Raw genomic sequence first — 19,579 nt, forward strand, 5'->3', positions numbered from 1 at the left:
TCCGTCGTCGGCAGCGTCAGATGTGTATAAGAGACAGCGTCAGGTCGACGCGAGCGTCAGCCCTTCTTGATGTTGGCGACGATCTCCTTCGCGGCGGCGGCGAAGCGCTCCTGCGCGCCGGCCTTGCCGGAGATGACGTCCGCACCGGCCTGGCCCAGCGGGCCCCACACGGAGTTCATGGCGGGGATGTTCGGCATCGGCAGGGCACCCTGGCCGGCCTCGAACCACGCCTTGACGTCGGGGTCGCTCGCCGCGACCTGCTGGTAGGCCTCGGTCAGGGCCGGCGGGCGGTGGCCGACGTTGAACAGGTCGACCTGGAGGTCCTTGTTCGGGACGTACTTGGTGACGAACTCCTCCGCGAAGGCCTTGTTCTTGGCCTTGGCCGAGACGTAGAACATCTGGACGCCGAGGAACGGCTCCATCTTCTTGCCGCCGATCGTCGGCAGCGGCGAGATGGCGTACTTGATGCCGGCCTTCTTGGCCTTGTCGATGGCCCACGGGCCGGTGATGTAGTACGGGTACTTGCCCGAGTCGAAGAGCGCGTCGGCGTTGGTGCCGTCGACGTTCGTCGTCAGGACCTTCTCCTTGCCGAGCTTCGCGAGCTGCTCGGCGCCCTGGATCGAGCCGGCGTTGTCGACGATGACCTTGTTGGGGTCGTAGTCGCCGTTGTCCTTCTGCGCGAAGATGCCGCCGCCGAAGGCCTTGAGGTACGGGTAGGTGTAGTACGCGTTGCCGACCTTGGAGACCTCCTGCACGACGGTCCCGTCGGCCTTGCCGGCCGCCTTGAGCTCCTTGCCCTTGGCGACCATCTCCTCGTAGGTCTTCGGGGCATCGGGCGCGAGGGCGGTGTTGCGCACGACGCCGATGTTCTCGACGGCGTAGGGCACGCCGTAGATCTGGCCGTTGAACTTCGTGGCGGCCATGGCGTCCTTGGAGAACTTGGCCTGCAGGTCGCTCGAGAGGTTGATCGGCGACACCGCGTTGTTCTGGACGAGCTCGCCGAGCCAGTCGTGCGCGCCGACGATGACGTCCGGGCCCTTGCCCGCGTTCGTGGCGTCCTTGAAGTTGGCGCGGACGTCGGGGGCCACCTGGACGGCCACCTTGATGCCCTGCTCCTGGCCGAACATGTCCGCGTACTTCTTGATCGCCGCGGCACGGTCGTTGTCGGTCCAGATCACGAGGTCGACCGACGCGTCACGGACCGGGGCGGCCGTGGTGTTCGACGGGGCGGGGGCCGCGGACGAGGTCGTCGTCGAGCTCGAGCCTCCCGCGGTGTTCGTCGTGGTGGGGGTGGAACCACCACAGGCGCTGAGGGCCAGGGCGGCAACACCCGTGACGGCGACAGCGCCGAACGCACGCTTGTGCATGGATTCTCCTTTGAAGCCTGGTGGCACACGCCGCCACCGGTGGCGCAGACCATAGCAAGAAGTTGCAGTCATCTTTCCATCCACTTGCAGCAAGATCTTGCAACGATCGGGAAACGATTCCTGGACACCGCGCTCGCCGGCCCTCGGCTGCGCTCGGGGTACGACGGGCCGGCGCCGGCCGCCCGGGGTGAGCCAGGGGTGGTCACCACGGCGGGCATGCGGCAGGATGGCGGTGCCTGCCCGCCCGGGCGGCAGCCCTTTACAACGGATCGTCCGGCACGTTCCTGCCGGTGAAGGAAGGCAAAGAAGCCATGGCAACAGTGACGTTCGACAACGCGACGCGTCAGTACCCGGGAAACCCGGTGCCGTCCGTCGACAAACTCAACATCGACATCGCGGACGGTGAGTTCCTCGTCCTCGTCGGACCCTCCGGGTGCGGCAAGTCCACCTCGCTGCGCATGCTCGCCGGCCTCGAGGAGGTCAACGGCGGCCGCATCCTCATCGGTGACCGCGACGTGACGAACCTGTCCCCCAAGGACCGCGACGTCGCGATGGTGTTCCAGAACTACGCGCTCTACCCGCACATGACGGTCGCGGACAACATGGGCTTCGCGCTCAAGATCGCCGGCGTCGACAAGGCCGAGATCCGCAAGCGCGTCGACGAGGCCGCCAAGATCCTCGACCTCGAGCCGTACCTCGACCGCAAGCCGAAGGCCCTCTCCGGTGGCCAGCGCCAGCGCGTCGCCATGGGCCGCGCGATCGTCCGCTCGCCCCAGGTGTTCCTCATGGACGAGCCGCTGTCGAACCTCGACGCCAAGCTCCGCGTGCAGACCCGCACGCAGATCGCCTCGCTGCAGCGGCGCCTCGGCGTCACGACGGTGTACGTCACGCACGACCAGATCGAGGCCATGACGATGGGCGACCGCGTCGCGGTCCTCAAGGACGGCATCCTCCAGCAGTGCGACACCCCGCGCCGGATGTACGACCACCCCGCCAACGTCTTCGTCGCCGGCTTCATCGGGTCCCCGGCCATGAACCTGCTCGATGTCCCGCTGACCGAGTCGGGCGCCGACTTCGGTGGCCACGCGGTACCGATCGAGCGGGGCCTGCTCGGCGGCGTCGGGAAGCACATCACGATGGGCGTCCGCCCCGAGGACCTCGAGGTGGCCGAGGACGGCGCGGGCCTGGCTGTCACTGTCGACGTCGTCGAGGAGCTCGGCGCCGACGCGTACATCTACGGCTCGACCAAGGCCCACCAGATCGACATCGAGGGCGACGAGGAGTCGGGCAAGCCGTTCATCGCCCGCGTCGACGGTCGCCGTCCCCCGGAGAAGGGCCAGGTCCTGCACCTCAAGCCCAAGCAGGGTCACGTCCACCTGTTCAACCCGGAGTCGGGCGAGCGCATCGGGGACTGAGCACGACGCGCCAACGGCACACGCCGCCGGGCCGGCACCCTTCGCGGGGTGCCGGCCCGGTGCCGTCTCCCGGCGACCCGCCTCGCGTCCTCCTTGCGCCGGGTGCCCATGAGCCGCCGGCGGATCGACGCCCCTCCCGGGCGCGTGCCACGATGAGCGCGTGACGCTGGAGATCACCACCGCCCGGCCCGAGTCGGCCCTCCTCGACCTGCCGTGGTCCACGCCCCTCGAGGACTGGCCCGAGAGCACCCTGGCAGCCCTCCCCCGTGGCATCTCGCGCCACGTCGTGCGCTTCGTCAAGCTGGGGCGACGTGTCCTCGCCGTCAAGGAGATCAAGTCCGACATCGCCGACCGCGAGTACGCGATGCTGCGCAACCTGCGCCGCCTCGACATCCCGTGCGTCGAGCCGTTCGGCGTCGTCCACGGCCGCACCGACGCCGACGGGGAGCCGCTCGACGCGTGCCTCGTCACCCGCCACCTGCAGTTCTCCCTGCCCTACCGGGCCCTCTACAGCCAGAACCTGCGGCCCGACACCGCGGTGCGTCTCATGGACGCCCTCGCCCTGCTCCTCGTCCGGCTGCACCTGCACGGCTTCTGGTGGGGCGACGTGTCGCTGTCGAACACCCTGTTCCGCCGCGACGCCGGGGCCTTCGCCGCCTACCTCGTCGACGCCGAGACGGGCGAGCTGCACCCCTCGCTGTCCAACGGGCAGCGCGAGCACGACCTGGACATCGCCCGGGTCAACATCGCCGGGGAGCTCATGGACCTCCAGGCCGGCGGCTTTCTCGAGGAGCAGGCCGACCCGTTCGAGGTGTCCGGCTCGATCATCGAGCGCTACCACGCCCTGTGGGAGGCGCTGACCGGCACGGAGCGGTTCGAGGTCGGCGACCGGTGGCGCGTCGACGAGCGGATCCGCCGCCTCAACGAGCTCGGCTTCGACGTCGACGAGCTGCAGATCACCACCGACATCGGCGGCACCGAGATCGTCATCACCCCCAAGGTCGTCGACGCCGGCCACCACTCCCGTCGCCTGCTGCGCCTCACCGGCCTCGACGTCGGCGAGAACCAGGCACGCCGGCTGCTCAACGACCTCGACGCCTACGTCGCGGCCACGGACCAGCAGGGCGTCGACGAGGAGATCGTCGCGCACGAGTGGCTCTCCAAGGTCTACGAGCCGGTCGTGCGGTCGGTGCCGCGCGAGCTCGTCGGTCGCCTCGAGCCGGCCGAGGTGTTCCACGAGATCCTCGAGCACCGCTGGTACATGAGCGAGCGTGCGGGCGGGGACGTGCCGATGGACGAGGCGGTGCGCGACTACCTGTCGACGGTGCTGCCCGCCAAGCCGGAGGAGCAGTCGGTGCTCGGGGTCGACACCGAGGAGATGCCGGTCATCAGCCGGCTGGACTGACCTCGGTCACGCCTCCGTCCCGCCTCGGTCACACCTCGGTCACGCGTCGTAGGCCCTCTCGTCGGCAGGCCCGGACAGGATCTGCCCGAAGAGCACGACGACCCACAGCAGGAACGTCACGACGTGGACCGCCGTGCACCACAGGCAGATCGAGTGGATGCGGTACAGCTCGGCCCACACGAGGTAGAGCACCATGCCGAGACCCACCGTGAGCCAGCCGAGGCGCGCCACGTCGAGCCAGCCGACCCGGCTGCGCCACGTCGAGGGCCACACCAGGGGCAGCAGCACGAGGAAGAAGACGAGCCCGAGAAGCGCGACCGGGACCCCCATGAACGTGCTCCACGCGCTCGTCGTCACCTTGGCGCAGTCGACGATGCCCCCGATGCTGCACGCGAGCGTCGCGTTGTCCGTGAAGTGCTCGACGGTCAGGTAGACCGAGACGCCGAGGCCGACCACGACGAGGGCGAGGGTCGTCGGGGCCAGCCACGGCGGGCGGACCCGCCCGCCCGGCGCACGGGTGCCGCCGGCGTGGCTGGCACGGTCGACGCGGCTCACGGCGTCACTTCTTCAGCAGGACGGAGGCCGACATGACGCCCGTCGACGTGCAGACGTTCGTCGGCTTGCCGCCGGTCAGCTGGCACAGCTGGGCCGAGATCGTGTTGATGGCCGGGGTCATCGTCCTGCCGATCGGGGAGCTCGGGTCCTTGATGCCGGCGATGATCTGGTCGTAGGTCTTGCCCTCGAGAGCGTTGGCGTCGACGGTGGCTCCGCTCGTCGCGCGGGTGCCGCCGTAGTCGATCCACGGGATGCCACCGCCGGGGTTGAACTTCTGGAACAGCTGGGCGTTCTCGCCGTCGAGGGTCTGCAGCGGCTTGCCGTCGCGGTCCTGGGTCTCGACGGCCTCGAAGGCGAGGACGTCGCTGGTGTACGTCGCCTTGGCGAACGTCCACGTCGGGGTGTCGGGGTGCACGTCGGTCGACGAGCTCGTCGTCGGGGCCAGGCCGCTGAAGCTGCCGAAGCGGGACAGCGCACCGATGAGGGCCCAGCGCTCCATGGCGCAGAACGGGCAGTACTCGGCACCGATGTAGAGGACCTTCGGCTTGCCGTCCTGCGTCAGCGGGGTGCCGCCCCGGAGCGGGGCCGGCGCACCGTTCGGGTCGGGCGCGGGCGCGGCGTCGAGGGTCGCCTGAGGCAGCGAGGTGAGCGAGGCCAGCGCGGCGTCGGCGCCGCTGGAGGCGGTGGCGGCCGGCGCCGGCGTGGGCCGGTTCGACACGGCGACCCCGACGGCCACCGCGACGATGACCACGACGACCGCGACGACGGCCGCGATGACCTGCCGGCGCTGGCGCTCCTGGCGGGCCGCCTCGGCCCGCATCTGCGCCGCGCGCGCGGCGGTCTCGGCCCTGCTGCTCTTGCCCACGTCTGCGTCCTTCGCTCGTTCCGGAGTGCCGCGACTACTACACGGCGTCGTACAACGTCGCCACTCTACCGACGTCCCCTTGAGCAGCGTCGGGCGCACCCGGTGAGTTCCCCGTCTCAGCCGGGGTGACGCCGACGACGGGAGGCCCTCGCGGTCAGGCCCTCGCGGTCAGCGACGCCGCTGGCGGGCGATCTCGTAGAGGGTGACGCCGGTGGCCAGGCCGGCGTTGAGGGACTCGACGGCCGAGCTCATCGGGATCGAGACGATCTGGTCGCAGGTCTCGCGGACGAGGCGCGACAGCCCCTTGCCCTCGGAGCCGGTGACGACGACGAGCGGCTCGGCGGCGAGCGCGAGGTCGGGCAGCTCGACGTCGCCGTCCATGTCGAGACCGAGGATGAAGAAGCCGGCCCGCTTGAACTCCTCGAGGGCACGCGTCAGGTTGCTCGCCTTGGCGACGGGTACGCGCGCCGCCGCACCGGCCGAGGTCTTCCACGCCGAGGCCGTCATGCCGACCGAGCGGCGCTCGGGCACGACGACCCCGTGGCCTCCGAACGCCGCCACGGACCGGACGATGGCGCCGAGGTTGCGCGGGTCGGTGATGCCGTCGAGCGCCACGACGAGCGGCACACCGGGGGCCTCCGGGTCGATGAGGTCCGCCGGGTCCGCGTAGTCGTACGGCGGCACCTGCAGGGCCAGGCCCTGGTGCACGCCGCCGTCGGTGAGCCGGTCGAGCTCGCCGCGCGGGGTCTCGAGGATGGCGAGGCTGCGCTCGGTCGCCAGCTTGAGGGCCTCGCGGACGCGGTCGTCGGTGTCGATCCGCGTGGCGACGTACATCGTCGCCACGGGCACGTCGGCGCGCAGCGCCTCGACGACCGAGTTGCGGCCGTAGACCATCTCGCTCGAGGTCTTGCCGCGGCTCCTCGGGCGGGACTGGCCGCGCGCAGCGGAACCGGCGGGCCCGGATCCCGAGCGCTTCGCCGCCGCCTTCGCCCGCTTGTGGGCGGGGTGGTACTCGCGGTCGGCGGCCTTGGGCGTGGGGCCCTTGCCCTCGAGGCCGCGACGGCGCTGGCCGCCGGAGCCGACCGTCGGCTTCTTGCCGCTCTTGCGGACGGCGCCGCGACGCTGGGAGTTGCCTGGCATGGGGAGTCCTTCGAGTGTGTCGGTCGGCGGTCAGTCCGCCGAGGCATCGGCGCGCTCGGGCCGCGCGAGCGACCACTGCGCGCCCGAGGGCGTGTCGGTGACGGTGATGCCCGCGGCCACGAGCGCGTCGCGGATCTCGTCGGCGCGAGCGAAGTCGCGCTCCTGGCGGGCGTGCTGGCGCGCCTCGAGCTGCACGCGCACGAGCGCGTCGAGCGCGGACTCCGCCGCCGCGTCGCTGCCACCGCGCGTGCCGCCCCAGTGGTCGGCGAGCGGGTTGACGCCGAGGACCTCGGTCATGGCGACGACGGACGCCGCCGCGGCGACCGCCGCCTCGTCGTCGGCGTCGTCGAGGGCCGTGTTGCCGGCGCGGACCGTGTCGTGGACGACGGCGAGGGCCCCGGACACGCCGAGGTCGTCGTCCATCGAGGCGACGAAGTCGGCCGGCAGGCTCGCCTCGGACGCAGCCGCCACGACGTCACCCCGGCGGGCGGCCCGCTCGAGGAACCCCTCGATGCGCTCGACCGCGGCGGCCGCCTCGTCGAGCGAGCCGGGGTGGTACTCGATCGTCGAACGGTAGTGCGCCGCAGTGAGGAAGTAGCGCAGGACGAGGGGACGCGTCGTCTCGAGCAGGTGGCGCACCTCGAGGGCGTTGCCGAGCGACTTGCCCATCTTCTGGCCCTTGACCGTGACCCACGCGTTGTGCAGCCAGTAGCGGGCGAAGCCGAGGCCGGCCGCTCGCGACTGGGCCAGCTCGTTCTCGTGGTGCGGGAAGCGCAGGTCGATGCCGCCGCCGTGGATGTCGAACTCGTCGCCGAGCCAGCGCCGGGCCATGGCCGAGCACTCGAGGTGCCAACCGGGCCGGCCCGCGCCGAACGGCGTCGGCCACGAGGCGGTCTCGGGCTCCTCGGCCTTGCGGCCCTTCCACAGCGCGAAGTCGCGGGGGTCGCGCTTGCCGCGGGGGTCGGCGTCCTCGGCCGCGACCATGTCGTCGATCGACTGGTGCGACAGCGCCCCGTACTCGGGCCACGACCGGACGTCGAAGTAGACGTCGCCCGAGCCGTCGGGGGCCGGGTAGGCGTGGCCCTTCTCGACGAGGGTCTCCATGAGGGTCACCATGTCGGGCACGTGCCCCGTGGCCCGCGGCTCGTAGGAGGCGGGCAGGACGCCGAGCGCGTCGAGGGCCTGGCTGGTCAGGCGCTCGTTGTGGTAGCTGAGGGCGAACCAGTCCTCGCCGGACTCGGCCGCCTTGCGCAGCACCTTGTCGTCGATGTCGGTGACGTTGCGCACGAGGGTGACCTCGTAGCCGTGGCCGGTCTCGAGCCAGCGGCGCAGCACGTCGAAGGCGACGGCGAAGCGGACGTGGCCGATGTGCGGGGCACCCTGCGTCGTGAGCCCGCAGATGTACATGCCCACCCTGCCGGCCTCGCGCGGCGTGAAGTCGCGCAGCTGCCGGGTGGCGGTGTCGAACAGTCGTAGGCTCACCCGCGGCAGTCTATCGGCGCGCAGGCCCCGGTCCGGACGCGTGCGGCGGTCGTCAGCGCAGCGGGACGACGAGCGCGGTGGCGAGCGCAGCGACGCCCTCGCCCCGCCCGGTCAGGCCGAGACCGTCGGTCGTCGTGCCGCTGACCGAGACCGGCGCCCCGGCCGCCGCGGAGAGGGCCGTCTCCGCCTCGTCGCGGCGGGCGCCCACCTCGGGCTTGTTGCCCACGACCTGCACCGCCACGTTGCCGACCTCGAAGCCGGCCGCGCGCACGAGCCGTGCCGCCTCCGCGAGGAGCGTGACGCCCGACGCCCCGGCGAGCTCGGGCCGCGAGGTGCCGAAGTGGGCGCCCAGGTCCCCGATGCCCGCCGCGGAGAAGAGCGCGTCGCAGGCGGCGTGCGCCGCCACGTCGGCGTCGGAGTGCCCGTCGAGGCCGCGCTCGCCCGGCCAGTGCAGCCCGGCGACCCACAGCTCGCGGTCCGAGCCCTCGGGCGCGAGCGCGTGGACGTCGACGCCGATGCCGACCCGCGGCAGGGCGGTCACCGGCCGTCCTTCCAGTCGATGGGGCCGCGGTGCACCTTGTGCGGGGCCGCCTGGGCGACGGGCTTGACGACGAGGGTGTCGATGTTGACGTGCTGCGGCAGCCCGACGGCGAAGGCGATGCAGCGGGCGACGTCGTCCGCCACGAGCGGCCGGTCCACGCCCTCGTAGACCTTGTCGGCCGCGGCCTGGTCGCCGTGCAGGCGGGTGAGGGAGAACTCCTCGGTCCGCACCATGCCGGGCCGGATGTCGACGACCCGGATGTTCTCGCCGTTGAGCTCGAGCCGCAGGGTCTCGGAGACGACCGACGTGCCGTGCTTGGCCGCGACGTAGCCGCCTCCACCCTCGTACACGCGCTCGCCGGCGATCGAGGACACGTCGACGATGGTCGCCCGGGCCGAGCGGCGCAGCAGTGGCAGCACGGCCTGGGTGACGCGCAACGCGCCGATGACGTTCGTCGCGTACATCCGCTCCCACTCGGCCGGGTCGGCGTCCTCGACCCGGGTGACGCCGAGGGCACCACCGGCGTTGTTGACGACGACGTCGCAGCGTCCGAGGGTCGCGACCCCGGCCTCGACGCCGGCCGTGTCGGTGACGTCCAGGACGAGCGCGCGGGCGGCCGGCCCGATCTTCTCGACGACGGCGTCCAGCTTCTCGCGGCGCCGGCCGGCGACGACCACGTCGAAGCCCTCCGCGGCGAGCCGCTCCGCGGTGGCCGCACCGATGCCGGTGCCGCCGCCGGTGATGAGGGCGAGGGGGCGGGTCGCGTCAGCGGTCTGCTCGGTCACGCGACCGAGGATAGGCGCTCAGTCGTTCGAGGTATCCGCGTGGCCCGGACCGCGCGCGGTCACCTCGACTCGCGCCGCGAGCAGGTGGGCGGCGGTCTCGAGGTCGTCCGGGGTGGTCACCTTGAACGCGAGCCGGTCACCGTCGACGACGAGGACCGGCTCGCCGAGGCGCTCCACGAGCCCGGCGTCGTCGGTGGCCTCGCTCGAGACGGCGTGGGCTCGCGCGAGGACGTTGCGCGCGAACCCCTGCGGCGTCTGCACGGCCCGGAGGGCGGACCGGTCCGGCGTCGCGAGGACCCGGCCGGAGGCGTCGACCTGCTTGACGGTGTCGACGACCGGGGTACCGGGCACGACGGCGACGGCCCCGGCCTCCAGGGCGGCCACCACACGGGCGAAGACCTCGGGCGGCGTCAGGCAGCGGGCGGCGTCGTGGACGAGGACGAGGTCGACCGACGCGTCGAGCACGGCCAGGCCGGCAGCGACGGAGTCGCCGCGCTCGGCCCCGCCGACGACGACGGTCACGCCGGGCACCGCGTTCACGGCGTGCTCCGCGTTCACGGCGTGCTCCGCGTGCTCGGCGTGCTCCGCGTGCTCGGCGGCGGCGACGCGGCAGGCCTCCTGCGCCTCGCCCACCCGGTCGGCGGGGGCGACCACGACGAGCTGGTGCAGGTCCGGGCACGACAACGCCCCCCGCAGGGCGTGCCCGAGGAGGGGCCGCCCGGCGAGGGGCACGAACGCCTTGGGGACACCGGCCCCCAGACGCGAACCGGAGCCGGCCGCGACGACGATGACGCCGACGCGACCGGCTCCGGTGCTGCCGTTCAGGAGAGGGCTCGCCGTCAGGAGGCGAGGACCTCGTCGAGGATCGACTCCGCCTTGTCCTCGTCGGTCTTCTCCGCGAGCGCGAGCTCGGAGACGAGGATCTGACGGGCCTTGGCGAGCATCCGCTTCTCGCCGGCCGAGAGGCCGCGGTCCTGGTCACGTCGCCAGAGGTCGCGGACGACCTCGGCCACCTTGATGACGTCGCCGGAGGCGAGCTTCTCGAGGTTGGCCTTGTACCGGCGGGACCAGTTGGTGGGCTCCTCGGTGTGCGGGGTGCGCAGGACCTCGAACACCCGGTCGAGACCCTCCTGCCCGACGACGTCGCGGACGCCGACGAGGTCGCAGTTCTCCGCGGGTACCTCAATCGTCAGGTCGCCCTGGGCGACCTTGAGCTTCAGGTAGAGCTTGTCCTCTCCCTTGATCGTGCGTGTGTTGATCTCCTCGATCAGTGCCGCCCCGTGGTGGGGGTACACGACCGTCTCGCCGACCTTGAAAACCATGTGCTGTTTTCCCCTTTCGCGACCTCCAGATTATCACGATCCGCAGCACACCGCGATCTCAGGATCTGGCATATGCGCAGGTCAGAGCCACAGTCGGTGATCCATCCGCCACCGTGCGCGTCTTGACAGAACGCCCGTGAACATGCTTCGCGCGAGCGCTTTCATCGCCGGTTCGGCGTCCGTTCGCCGTCGTCGGGGCGGCGCCGCGGCGAGCCGCCCGACCCGTGACCGGCCCCGTCGGAGGCGCGAGAGCCTTGTGCCGGTGGCGTCCCCGCGCCGTCGGAGCGGCGGGCGCGGGGTTGGCCGCAGTGGGCGGAGGCCCGCCGGTAGGCTGTGCCCCGTGAAGCGTCGATCCCTCGTGCAGACCCCCGTGCGTCGCCGTGTCTCGGCGCTCGCCGCCGGTGTCGCCCTCGCCGCCGTGACGGCCGGGTGCCAGGTCAACTCCCCGGTGCAGACGGACCAGCCGTACATCCCTGCCGACGGTGTCCCGGCGGACATCGGCCAGCTGGCCGTCCGCGACCTCGTCCTCGTCGGGGACGGCAAGGGCCAGACGGTCGTCTCCGGTTCGGCGATCAACCTCGGCGCCGACCAGATGACGGTCAGGTTCGTGCCGCAGGCCACCGAGGGCTCCAGCACGGCCCCGTCCGGCTCGGAGGTCGAGCTCGGACCGCGCGAGCAGGTCGACCTGGCGACCAAGGGACTCGAGCTGTCCGGCGTCTCCTCCAAGCCCGGCACCCTCGTGCCCGTCTCCATCACCTCGAGCACCGGCGGCACGACCGTCGTCCAGGTGCCCGTGCTGCCGGCCACCGGCTACTACTCGACCGTGACGCCCGCGCCGACCACCGCGACCACCTCGACCGGCACGGCCTGACCGGCCCGTACCGCGAGCCCGACGCGAAACCGACGGCCGCCCCGCTCCTGCGGGGCGGCCGTCGGCGTCCCACGGACCCGGCCGCCCGGCCTCTGCTCGGCTCAGCCGGCCTCGAACTTGTAGCCGAGCCCGCGGACGGTGACGATGTGCACCGGGTTGGCCGGGTCGGGCTCGATCTTGGCCCGGAGCCGCTTGACGTGGACGTCGAGGGTCTTCGTGTCGCCGACGTAGTCGCTGCCCCAGACGCGGTCGATGAGCTGCATCCGGGTCAGGACGCGACCCGAGTTGCGCAGCAGCATCTCGAGCAGCTCGAACTCCTTGAGCGGCAAGGACGCCGAGTCGCCGCGGACGCTCACGGTGTGGCGCTCGACGTCCATCCGCACCGGACCGGCCTCGAGCGTCGAGGGCAGCAGGTCCTCCGGCTCGGCGAGGCGGCGCAGGACCGCCTTGACGCGGGCGAGCAGCTCACGGCTCGAGTACGGCTTGGTGACGTAGTCGTCCGCCCCGATCTCGAGGCCGACGACCTTGTCGATCTCGCTGTCCTTGGCCGTCAGCATGATGACGGGCACCGAGGAGCGCTGGCGCAGCGCACGGCACACGTCGACGCCGGACAGGCCGGGCAGCATGAGGTCGAGCAGGACGAGGTCGGCACCGTTCTTGTCGAACTCGGCCAGGCCCTCCGGGCCGGTGTCGGCGACGGCGACGTCGTAGCCCTCCTTCTTGAGCAGGTAGGAGAGCGGGTCGGAGAACGAGACCTCGTCCTCGACGATCAGGATGCGGCTCAAGGGGTGTCCTCTTCGGGATCAGACGGGTCGAGACGGTCGGGAGATGTTCGGTAGCGGTCGGGCAGGGGGACGAACGGCGCGCACGGGACTGCCACGGATCAGGCGACGGTGCGCGACGGCCGGTCCGGCGAGCGCGCGGGCGGGGACGAGGTGGCCGGGCCCTCACCGTCGGTCACGCCGGGGAGCGAGGCGTCGGACGGCAGGGTTCGGGTCGCCACCGTCGCGGCGGGCAGGGTGATGGTGAACGTCGAGCCGCGACCGGGCTCGGACCAGACCCGGACGCTGCCGCCGTGGTTGTCGGCGACGTGCTTGACGATGGCCAGGCCCAGACCGGTGCCGCCCGTCGCCCGGGACCGGGCGGTGTCGATCCGGTAGAACCGCTCGAAGATCCGGTCCTGCTCCTCGGGCTCGATGCCGAGGCCCTGGTCGGTCACGGAGACGTCGACCGTGCCGGACGGGGTGCGGCGGACGGCGACGCCGACCCTGGTGTCCCGGTCGGAGTACGCGATGGCGTTGCCGACGAGGTTGCTGATCGCGGTCGTCACGAGCTCGGCGTCGCCCCACACCTCGCAGCCCGGGTCGAGGGAGCGGGCCAGCGTGATGCCGTTCTCCTCGGCGAGCAGCCTGCTGCGGTCGACGGCGTCCTCGGCGCACGCCCCGACGTCGACGAGGACGGGGTCCTTGACGACGTCCGCGCCCTGGAGCCGGGACAGCTCGACGATCTCCTTGACCAGACGCGTCAGCCGGGTCGACTCGACGCCGATGCGGGTGGCGAACCGAGCCACCGCCTCCGGGTCGTCGTGCGCGTCGCGGATGGCCTCGGCGAGCAGGGCGATGCCGCCGACCGGCGTCTTGAGCTCGTGGCTGACGTTGGCGAGGAAGTCGCGGCGGATCTCGTCGACCCGCGCTGCCTGGGTGCGGTCCTCGACGAGGACCAGGACGTGGTGCGCGCCGAGCGGTGCGACGCGGGCCGACACGACGATCCGGCCCTCGCCGATGCCCTTGCGCAGGGTCAGCTCGGCCTCCCGGATGACACCGTCGCGGCGCACGGCACGGGCGAGGTCGAGCAGCTCGGAGTGGACGAGCTCCTGCCCGCGGACGATGCCGTGGGCCACCGCGGCGGGTGAGTTGTTGACGACGCGGTCGGACGCGTCGAGGAGGACGCCGCTCGAGCGCAGCACGGCGATGACGTCCGAGACCCCGGGCGGCAGGGACGGTTCGGGAGCCGGGACACCCTCCGTGGCGCTCGCGCGGTCCGACAGGCGCACGGCGACCATCGCCAGGCCGCCCAGGGCGAGGCCGGCGATGCCACCGAGCGTTGCCGCGGTCGTCGGGTCCACGACACACAGCGTACGCACGGGCGACGCGCCCCCCGGACACCCCGGCGGCCCCCACGCGTGCGGTGAACCGAGTGTTCACCTGCCCGAACCCGCCCGTTCACGCACGGGTGCCACCCTCTGCGGGACAGGGCCGTGCCGGCCGTGTGTCGGCCGCCGCCCGGTGGCAGGCTGGGGGCGCCCAGAGCACCACCGCGACGGCCGGTCGACACCGCGACGGCACGGCCGGTGCACGTACGGCTAGCGACAGGACCAGCATGCGCGACCAGTTCCACGAGGACCTCGACACCATCACGGACCAGCTCGTCGAGCTGACCCGTCTGGCCGGGTCCGCCATCTCCCGCGCCACCACCGCTCTGCTCGACGCGGACGTCCACCTGGCGGAGTCGGTCATCGAGGCCGACCGCCAGCTCGACGACATCCGCATCGAGCTCGACGAGCTCTCCGTCGACCTGCTCGCGCGGCAGCAGCCGGTCGCGACGGACCTGCGCATCGTCGTCACCGCGATGCACATGAGCTCGGACCTCGAACGCATGGGCGACCTCGCCCGGCACGTCGCCAAGGTGGCGCGCCTGCGGACCCCGGACTCCGCGGTGCCGGCCGAGCTGCGCTCGCACATCCTGCAGATGGGCCAGGTCGCCGAGGCGATCGTGGCCAAGTGCGGCTCGATCATCGCGAGCAAGGACGTCGCGGCGGCCATCGCGCTCGAGAAGGACGACGACGCCATGGACGAGCTGCACCGCCAGCTGTTCGCGGCGCTGCTCGACGAGAACACGTCGTGGTCGCGCAGCGCGATCCTCGACCTGACCCTCGTCGGCCGCTACTATGAGCGGTTCGCCGACCACGCCGTGTCGGTGGCCCGACGCGTCATCTACCTCGTCACCGGTGAGTACGACCAGGCGGTCGACCACGAGGACGAGGAGGATGCAGAGGCCGTCGCCTCGATCGAGGGCGGCGCCTCCGCCTGACCGTCACGCCCCGACCCGAAAGGGCCACCTCCCGTGACGGGACGTGGCCCTTCGGCGTGGTGCGGGCGGCGTCAGCGGCCCTGGTTGGCGACGGCGGCGGCCGCTTCGGCGGCGGCCTCCGGGTCGAGGTAGCGACCGCCCCGGGTGACCGGACGGAAGGCGTCGTCGAGCTCGTAGACGAGCGGCATGCCGGTCGGGATGTTGAGGCCGGCGATGTCCTCGTCGGAGATGTCGTCGAGCGTCTTGACCAGGGCCCGCAGCGAGTTGCCGTGGGCCGCGACCAGGACGGTCAGGCCGTCGGCGAGGTCGTTCTGGATCTCGTTCTCCCAGTAGGGAAGCATCCGTGCCACGACGTCCTTGAGGCACTCGGTGTCCGGCATCGCGTCACCGATGCCGGCATACCGCGCGTCGTGCGTCTGGGCGAACTCGTCCTCGGGGTCGATGGGCGGCGGCGGCACGTCGTAGGACCGACGCCACAGCATGAACTGCTCCTCGCCGTACTGCTCGAGGGTCTGCTTCTTGTTCTTGCCCTGCAGCGCGCCGTAGTGCCGCTCGTTGAGGCGCCAGTCCCGCTTGACGGGGATCCAGTGGCGGTCGGCGGCGTCGAGCGCGAGGTTGGCCGTCGTGATGGCCCGGCGCAGGACCGACGTGTGCACGATGTCGGGCAGGATCCCGGCCTCCGCGAGCTGCTGCCCGGCCCGCACACCCTCGGCGCGCCCCTTGTCGGTGAGGTCGACGTCGACCCAGCCGGTGAAGAGGTTCTTGGCGTTCCAGTCGCTTTCGCCGTGACGGACGAGGACGAGCGTATAGGTCATGCGAGGCAGCCTAGCGACGCCGCCTCAGCCCTCGGCGGACCCGTCCAGCAGGTGACGGAAGGCCTCGAGGTTGCGCGTGGACTCGCCGCGCGAGACCCGCCAGGCCCATTCCTTCTTCATCGAGCCGAGGAAGCCGAGGGCGAGCAGCTCGTTGAAGGCGTCGTCGCTGGCGGCCAGGACGACGCCGAAGAGCTGGTCGAGGTGCTCGGCGTCGAGGGCGGCGGTCGGCACCTCCCCGCGCAGGTAGACGTCGCCGTCGGTGTCGATGGCGTACGCGACCCCTTGGAGGCGAAGGTTCTTGCGCAGCAGGGTCCGGTAGAACGCCTCGTGGTTCTCGTCCGGGTTGCGGATGACGAAGGCGCTGACGCTCGTCGTGCGGTCGCGGACGAGGAGCGAGACGACCGTCCTGAGCTTCTTCTCGCCCGGCAGCGTGACGACGTACTCACCGTCGCGGCCGCCGAGCTCCCACTCGAGGTCGACGGAGTCGAGGTAGCCGCGCAGCCCTGCCTCGGCATCGGGGCGCAGGCCCCCTGCCGGGGCGTTCACGGGATCACGGCCGTCGGCACGTCGGCAAGGCTCACGGCCTCGTCCACGGACGGCTCGGCGGTCTCGGGCGCGTCGCTGCGGGCTCGCATGGCCTGACGGTACGCGTCGAGGAGCCGGTCCGTCGTCGCACCCCAGCCGAACCCGGAGGCGTGCCGCACCGCCCGGCGGCTGAGCTCGCTGCGCCGGGCGTCGTCGAGCAGGAGGGCATCGAGCGCGTCGGCCCACTCCCCCGTGCCGTGGCCGGGCACGAGGACGCCGGCGTCGCCCACTGCGGTGGGCAGGCCACCGACGTCGGCCGCGACGACCGGTGTGCCGCAGGCCTGCGCCTCGATCGCCACGAGGCCGAAGGACTCCGAGTGGCTAGGCACGGCGACGACGCTGGCCGCGCGGTACCAGCGGGCCAGCTCGGGGCGCGCGACCGGCGGGACGAAGCGCACGACGTCGGCGATGCCCAGTGCGGCGGCGAGCTCCTCGAGGTCGCGGGGACGCGCGAGGCCGGAACCGCTCGGGCCGCCGAGGACGGCGACGGTGAGCCGTTGGCGCCGCGTCGGGTCGCGACGCACCAGCTCGGCGGCCGCGCGGACGAGGACGTCGGGCGCCTTGAGCGGCTGGATACGACCGACGAAGAGCAGCAGGTGCCCCTCGACGGGCAGGCCGAGCTCGCACCGCGCCTGCAGCCGGTCGCCGGGGGTGAAGGTCGACAGGTCGACGCCCGGCGGCACGACCGAGACCTTCGCCGGCGGCGCGTCGTAGAGCTCGACGAGCTCGCGGGCCTCGTCGTCGGTGTTGGCGACGAGCCGGTCCGCAGCCTCGACGACCTGCACCTCGCCGATCTCGCGACCCCGCGGCTCGGGGGTGTCGCCGTCGGCCAGGTGCAGGTTCTTGACCCGGGCCATGGTGTGCATGGTGTGGACGAGGGCGACGCGCCAGCGGTCGGCGGCCAGCCACCCGACCTGGCCGGAGAGCCAGTAGTGCGAGTGAACGAGGTCGTAGTGGTCCTCCGGCACCGAGAGCCCGGCGTGCATGATGCCGGCCGAGAACGCACAGAGCTGGCCGGGCAGGTCCTCCTTCGACAGCCCCTCGTACGGGCCGGCGGTGACGTGCCGGACCCGGACGCCGGGGACGAGGTCGGCCTCGACGGGGATGTCTCCCGTCGTGCGCCGGGTGAAGATGTCGACCTCGACGCCGCGCGCCGCCAGCTCCCTGGCCGTCTCGGCGACGTAGACGTTGAGCCCGCCCGCGTCGCCGGTGCCGGGCTGCTCCAGCGGCGAGGTGTGCACGGTGATCATCGCGACCCGCTTCGGATCGGCCTCCATCGGCATCCCTTCGTCCCGCAGCACCTGCTCGCCTGCTCTCCCCCGACTCAACCACACGCCCGATTCGATGTATTCCACGATCATGGACGACCGTCGGACCCGATCGACCCGGGCCGTAGGCTGCGGGCGTGGCCGGCCGCGTACGCCCCGTCGGGACCATCACCCGGGGCACGACGAACCCCAACCGGCTCCGACGCTGCGACCGCTGGATCGCCGGCCCGCACGCCTGGCGGCTGCGCAGGAGCCCCACGCCACCCGTCGTCGTCGACCTCGGCTACGGCGCGTCGCCCATCACCGCGGTCGAGCTGCACGACCGGCTCCGGCAGGTGCGCCCCGACGTCCGGGTCGTCGGCATCGAGATCGACCCGCAACGCGTGGCCGCCGGGCGGCTGCTCGAGCGTGACGGGCTGGCGTTCCGCCTCGGTGGCTTCGAGGTGCCCCTCGACGGCGGCGCCCGACCGACCGTCGTGCGCGCCTTCAACGTGCTGCGCCAGTACGCCGAGGACGAGGTGTCCGACGCGTGGGCGCTCGTCCGGTCGCGCCTTGCACCCGACGGCCTGCTCGTCGACGGCACGTGCGACGAGATCGGGCGCCGCGCCGCGTGGGTCGCCGTCGAGGCGTCGGGGCCGGTCAGCCTGACGCTCTCGCTGCGGCTCGGCGGGCTCGAGCGCCCGTCGGACGTCGCCGAGCGCCTCCCGAAGTCGCTCATCCACCGCAACGTGCCGGGCGAGCGCGTCCACGCGTTCCTCGCCGACCTCGACGTCGCCTGGGCACGCAGCGCTCCACAGTCGTCGTGGGGCGCCCGCCAGCGGTTCCTCGCGGCCGCCCGCGAGATGCGCGACCGGTGGCCGCTGCTCGACGGGCCCTCGAGATGGCGCCTCGGCGAGCTCACGGTGGCGTGGGAGGCCGTCGCCCCGGCCTGAGCCCTCACCGGGTCCTCCCATGATTCTCACAGGGTCGCCTTTCCGCCCCGTACGTCCGCCCCCGCGTAGCATGAGCGCCATGTCGCAGGGCGGCATGGCTGCGTGGGGGCGGGGTCGTGCGGTGAGCTTCTACGCACTCGACGACGAGGGTGTGGCTGCTGTGGCGAGGTTCGTCGCAGACGGCTGGGCCCACGACGAGTACGTGGTGTCGATCTGCACTCCGCGACTTCGGCGACGCGTAGAGGGCGCGCTCGCCACCTTGGGCTGCGATCCTGCCGCCGAGGAGGGGACGCGCTACCGGCCGCTCGACCCCGATGCGTCCATCGCCGACCTCGTCGTCGACGGCTCCCTCGACGTCGACGCGTTCTGGAACATGGTGCTCGCGCTCGTCGACCCACAGGTCGACGGCGGCCGCCCGGTGCGCGTGTTCAGCGAGACGATCTCGCTGTTGTGGCAGCGCGGGCTCGTCGAGGCCGCCGTCGAGCTCGAGGTGCTGTGGGCCGAGGCCATGGACGTCTACGGCTTCCAGCTCGTCTGCGCCTATCCCGGGGGCATGGCCGAGCACGCCGACGTCGTCGACGTCGCCCGCATCACCGCCCTGCACACCGACCTGCAGGTCGACGCCGGCACCGACCCGGACGGGTCGGCAGCGCCGGGCCCCCTCGGCACCATCGGCACCATCGGCACCGGCGGAGCCGACGGTACGGCGCGCAGGGCGGTGCTCAGCCTGACCCACGCCTTCTCGCAGGTGTACCAGCCCGTCCCCGAGTCGGTACCGGCCGCGCGCCACTTCGTCCTCGACGTCCTGCGTTCGTGGGGCCACCAGGGGTTGGTGGCCGACGCGGCCCTCATCGTCTCCGAGCTGGCGACCAACGCCCTGTCCCACGCCGTCACGCCGTTCCGCGCGGTGGTCCAGCGCCTCGACGGGGGTGTACGGATCGCCGTCGAGGACGCGACCGACGCCCCGCTCGAGCGGCGCGAACCGTCCCTCGACGCCGTGGGCGGGCGCGGCGTCGACATCGTCGAGGCGCTCTCGGGCACGTGGGGATCACAGATGCTGCCGGGCGGCAAGGTGGTCTGGGCCGACCTCGACCTGCCCTGACCCTGTCTCTTATACACATCTGACGCTGCCGACGACGGA

Annotated in this window: 20 protein-coding genes; 6 read left to right on the plus strand and 14 right to left on the minus strand. The window is 72.3% G+C overall.

Features of this window, described 5'->3' with window-relative positions; translation table 11 throughout:
• Positions 1-56: 56 nt before the first annotated feature.
• Positions 57-1,367: a sugar ABC transporter substrate-binding protein gene (locus ACR9ZK_RS13905; protein ID WP_481342533.1), complete on the minus strand. Its 1,311-nt coding sequence runs from the start codon at positions 1,365-1,367 to the stop codon at positions 57-59.
• A gap of 311 nt (positions 1,368-1,678) precedes the next feature.
• On the opposite strand from ACR9ZK_RS13905, the gene ACR9ZK_RS13910 reads away from it, so the two are divergent.
• Positions 1,679-2,782, plus strand: coding sequence for an ABC transporter ATP-binding protein (locus tag ACR9ZK_RS13910; RefSeq protein ID WP_481342534.1), 1,104 nt, complete (start codon positions 1,679-1,681; stop codon positions 2,780-2,782).
• A 160-nt stretch (positions 2,783-2,942) separates the two neighbouring features.
• Positions 2,943-4,187 carry a DUF4032 domain-containing protein gene (locus ACR9ZK_RS13915; RefSeq protein WP_481342535.1) on the plus strand — a complete coding sequence of 415 codons (1,245 nt, stop codon included), beginning with the start codon at positions 2,943-2,945 and terminating at the stop codon, positions 4,185-4,187.
• Between the two features lie 39 nt (positions 4,188-4,226).
• On the opposite strand, the gene ACR9ZK_RS13920 is transcribed toward ACR9ZK_RS13915, so the two are convergent.
• From ACR9ZK_RS13920 to ACR9ZK_RS13955, 8 genes are all read right to left on the minus strand, one after another.
• Positions 4,227-4,742, minus strand: a complete 516-nt coding sequence (locus ACR9ZK_RS13920) for a vitamin K epoxide reductase family protein (protein WP_481342536.1) — start codon at positions 4,740-4,742, stop codon at positions 4,227-4,229.
• A gap of 4 nt (positions 4,743-4,746) precedes the next feature.
• Positions 4,747-5,607 (minus strand): DUF929 family protein, encoded by an 861-nt coding sequence (locus tag ACR9ZK_RS13925; RefSeq protein WP_481342537.1) that lies wholly within the window; start codon positions 5,605-5,607, stop codon positions 4,747-4,749.
• Positions 5,608-5,775: 168 nt separating this feature from the next.
• Positions 5,776-6,747 carry a 23S rRNA (guanosine(2251)-2'-O)-methyltransferase RlmB gene (rlmB, locus tag ACR9ZK_RS13930; RefSeq protein WP_481342538.1) on the minus strand — a complete coding sequence of 324 codons (972 nt, stop codon included), beginning with the start codon at positions 6,745-6,747 and terminating at the stop codon, positions 5,776-5,778.
• Between the two features lie 30 nt (positions 6,748-6,777).
• Positions 6,778-8,229 carry a cysteine--tRNA ligase gene (gene cysS / locus ACR9ZK_RS13935; protein ID WP_481342539.1) on the minus strand — a complete coding sequence of 484 codons (1,452 nt, stop codon included), beginning with the start codon at positions 8,227-8,229 and terminating at the stop codon, positions 6,778-6,780.
• A 52-nt stretch (positions 8,230-8,281) separates the two neighbouring features.
• Positions 8,282-8,770 carry a 2-C-methyl-D-erythritol 2,4-cyclodiphosphate synthase gene (ispF, locus tag ACR9ZK_RS13940; RefSeq protein ID WP_481342541.1) on the minus strand — a complete coding sequence of 163 codons (489 nt, stop codon included), beginning with the start codon at positions 8,768-8,770 and terminating at the stop codon, positions 8,282-8,284.
• Positions 8,767-9,555, minus strand: coding sequence for an SDR family oxidoreductase (locus ACR9ZK_RS13945; protein ID WP_481342542.1), 789 nt, complete (start codon positions 9,553-9,555; stop codon positions 8,767-8,769). The genes ispF and ACR9ZK_RS13945 overlap by 4 nt, the downstream gene beginning before the upstream one ends.
• 18 nt (positions 9,556-9,573) lie before the next feature.
• Positions 9,574-10,398 (minus strand): 2-C-methyl-D-erythritol 4-phosphate cytidylyltransferase, encoded by an 825-nt coding sequence (ispD, locus tag ACR9ZK_RS13950; protein ID WP_481342552.1) that lies wholly within the window; start codon positions 10,396-10,398, stop codon positions 9,574-9,576.
• Complete coding sequence (locus ACR9ZK_RS13955; protein WP_076261794.1) at positions 10,395-10,877, minus strand: CarD family transcriptional regulator; 483 nt, start codon at positions 10,875-10,877, stop codon at positions 10,395-10,397. The genes ispD and ACR9ZK_RS13955 overlap by 4 nt, the downstream gene beginning before the upstream one ends.
• 340 nt (positions 10,878-11,217) lie before the next feature.
• On the opposite strand from ACR9ZK_RS13955, the gene ACR9ZK_RS13960 reads away from it, so the two are divergent.
• Positions 11,218-11,748: a hypothetical protein gene (locus ACR9ZK_RS13960; RefSeq protein WP_481342543.1), complete on the plus strand. Its 531-nt coding sequence runs from the start codon at positions 11,218-11,220 to the stop codon at positions 11,746-11,748.
• Positions 11,749-11,849: 101 nt separating this feature from the next.
• Here ACR9ZK_RS13960 and ACR9ZK_RS13965 read toward each other — a convergent pair whose 3' ends face one another.
• A complete protein-coding gene (locus ACR9ZK_RS13965; RefSeq protein ID WP_481342544.1) occupies positions 11,850-12,533 on the minus strand; it encodes a response regulator in 684 nt (227 codons plus the stop codon).
• A 98-nt stretch (positions 12,534-12,631) separates the two neighbouring features.
• Entirely contained in the window at positions 12,632-13,873 is a 1,242-nt protein-coding gene (locus ACR9ZK_RS13970) for a sensor histidine kinase (protein ID WP_481342545.1), read from the minus strand.
• 254 nt (positions 13,874-14,127) lie between these two features.
• Between ACR9ZK_RS13970 and phoU the strand changes: the two genes are divergently transcribed.
• Entirely contained in the window at positions 14,128-14,838 is a 711-nt protein-coding gene (gene phoU / locus ACR9ZK_RS13975) for a phosphate signaling complex protein PhoU (RefSeq protein ID WP_481342546.1), read from the plus strand.
• A 71-nt stretch (positions 14,839-14,909) separates the two neighbouring features.
• Here phoU and ACR9ZK_RS13980 read toward each other — a convergent pair whose 3' ends face one another.
• The 3 genes from ACR9ZK_RS13980 to mshA are packed head-to-tail and all read right to left on the minus strand — an operon-like array spanning position 14,910 to position 17,515.
• Positions 14,910-15,653 carry a phosphoglyceromutase gene (locus ACR9ZK_RS13980; RefSeq protein WP_481342547.1) on the minus strand — a complete coding sequence of 248 codons (744 nt, stop codon included), beginning with the start codon at positions 15,651-15,653 and terminating at the stop codon, positions 14,910-14,912.
• Between the two features lie 24 nt (positions 15,654-15,677).
• Complete coding sequence (locus tag ACR9ZK_RS13985; RefSeq protein ID WP_481342548.1) at positions 15,678-16,199, minus strand: type III secretion system chaperone family protein; 522 nt, start codon at positions 16,197-16,199, stop codon at positions 15,678-15,680.
• Positions 16,196-17,515 (minus strand): D-inositol-3-phosphate glycosyltransferase, encoded by a 1,320-nt coding sequence (gene mshA / locus ACR9ZK_RS13990; protein ID WP_481342549.1) that lies wholly within the window; start codon positions 17,513-17,515, stop codon positions 16,196-16,198. Before mshA ends, ACR9ZK_RS13985 begins: the two co-directional genes overlap by 4 nt.
• Positions 17,516-17,643: 128 nt before the next feature.
• Here mshA and ACR9ZK_RS13995 point away from each other — a divergent pair, with 128 nt between their 5' ends.
• Positions 17,644-18,438, plus strand: a complete 795-nt coding sequence (locus ACR9ZK_RS13995) for a class I SAM-dependent methyltransferase (protein ID WP_481342550.1) — start codon at positions 17,644-17,646, stop codon at positions 18,436-18,438.
• 79 nt (positions 18,439-18,517) lie between these two features.
• A complete protein-coding gene (locus tag ACR9ZK_RS14000; RefSeq protein WP_481342551.1) occupies positions 18,518-19,540 on the plus strand; it encodes an MEDS domain-containing protein in 1,023 nt (340 codons plus the stop codon).
• Positions 19,541-19,579: the final 39 nt, after the last annotated feature.

It is taken from the genome of Monashia sp. HAY1-5C, from assembly GCF_056755255.1.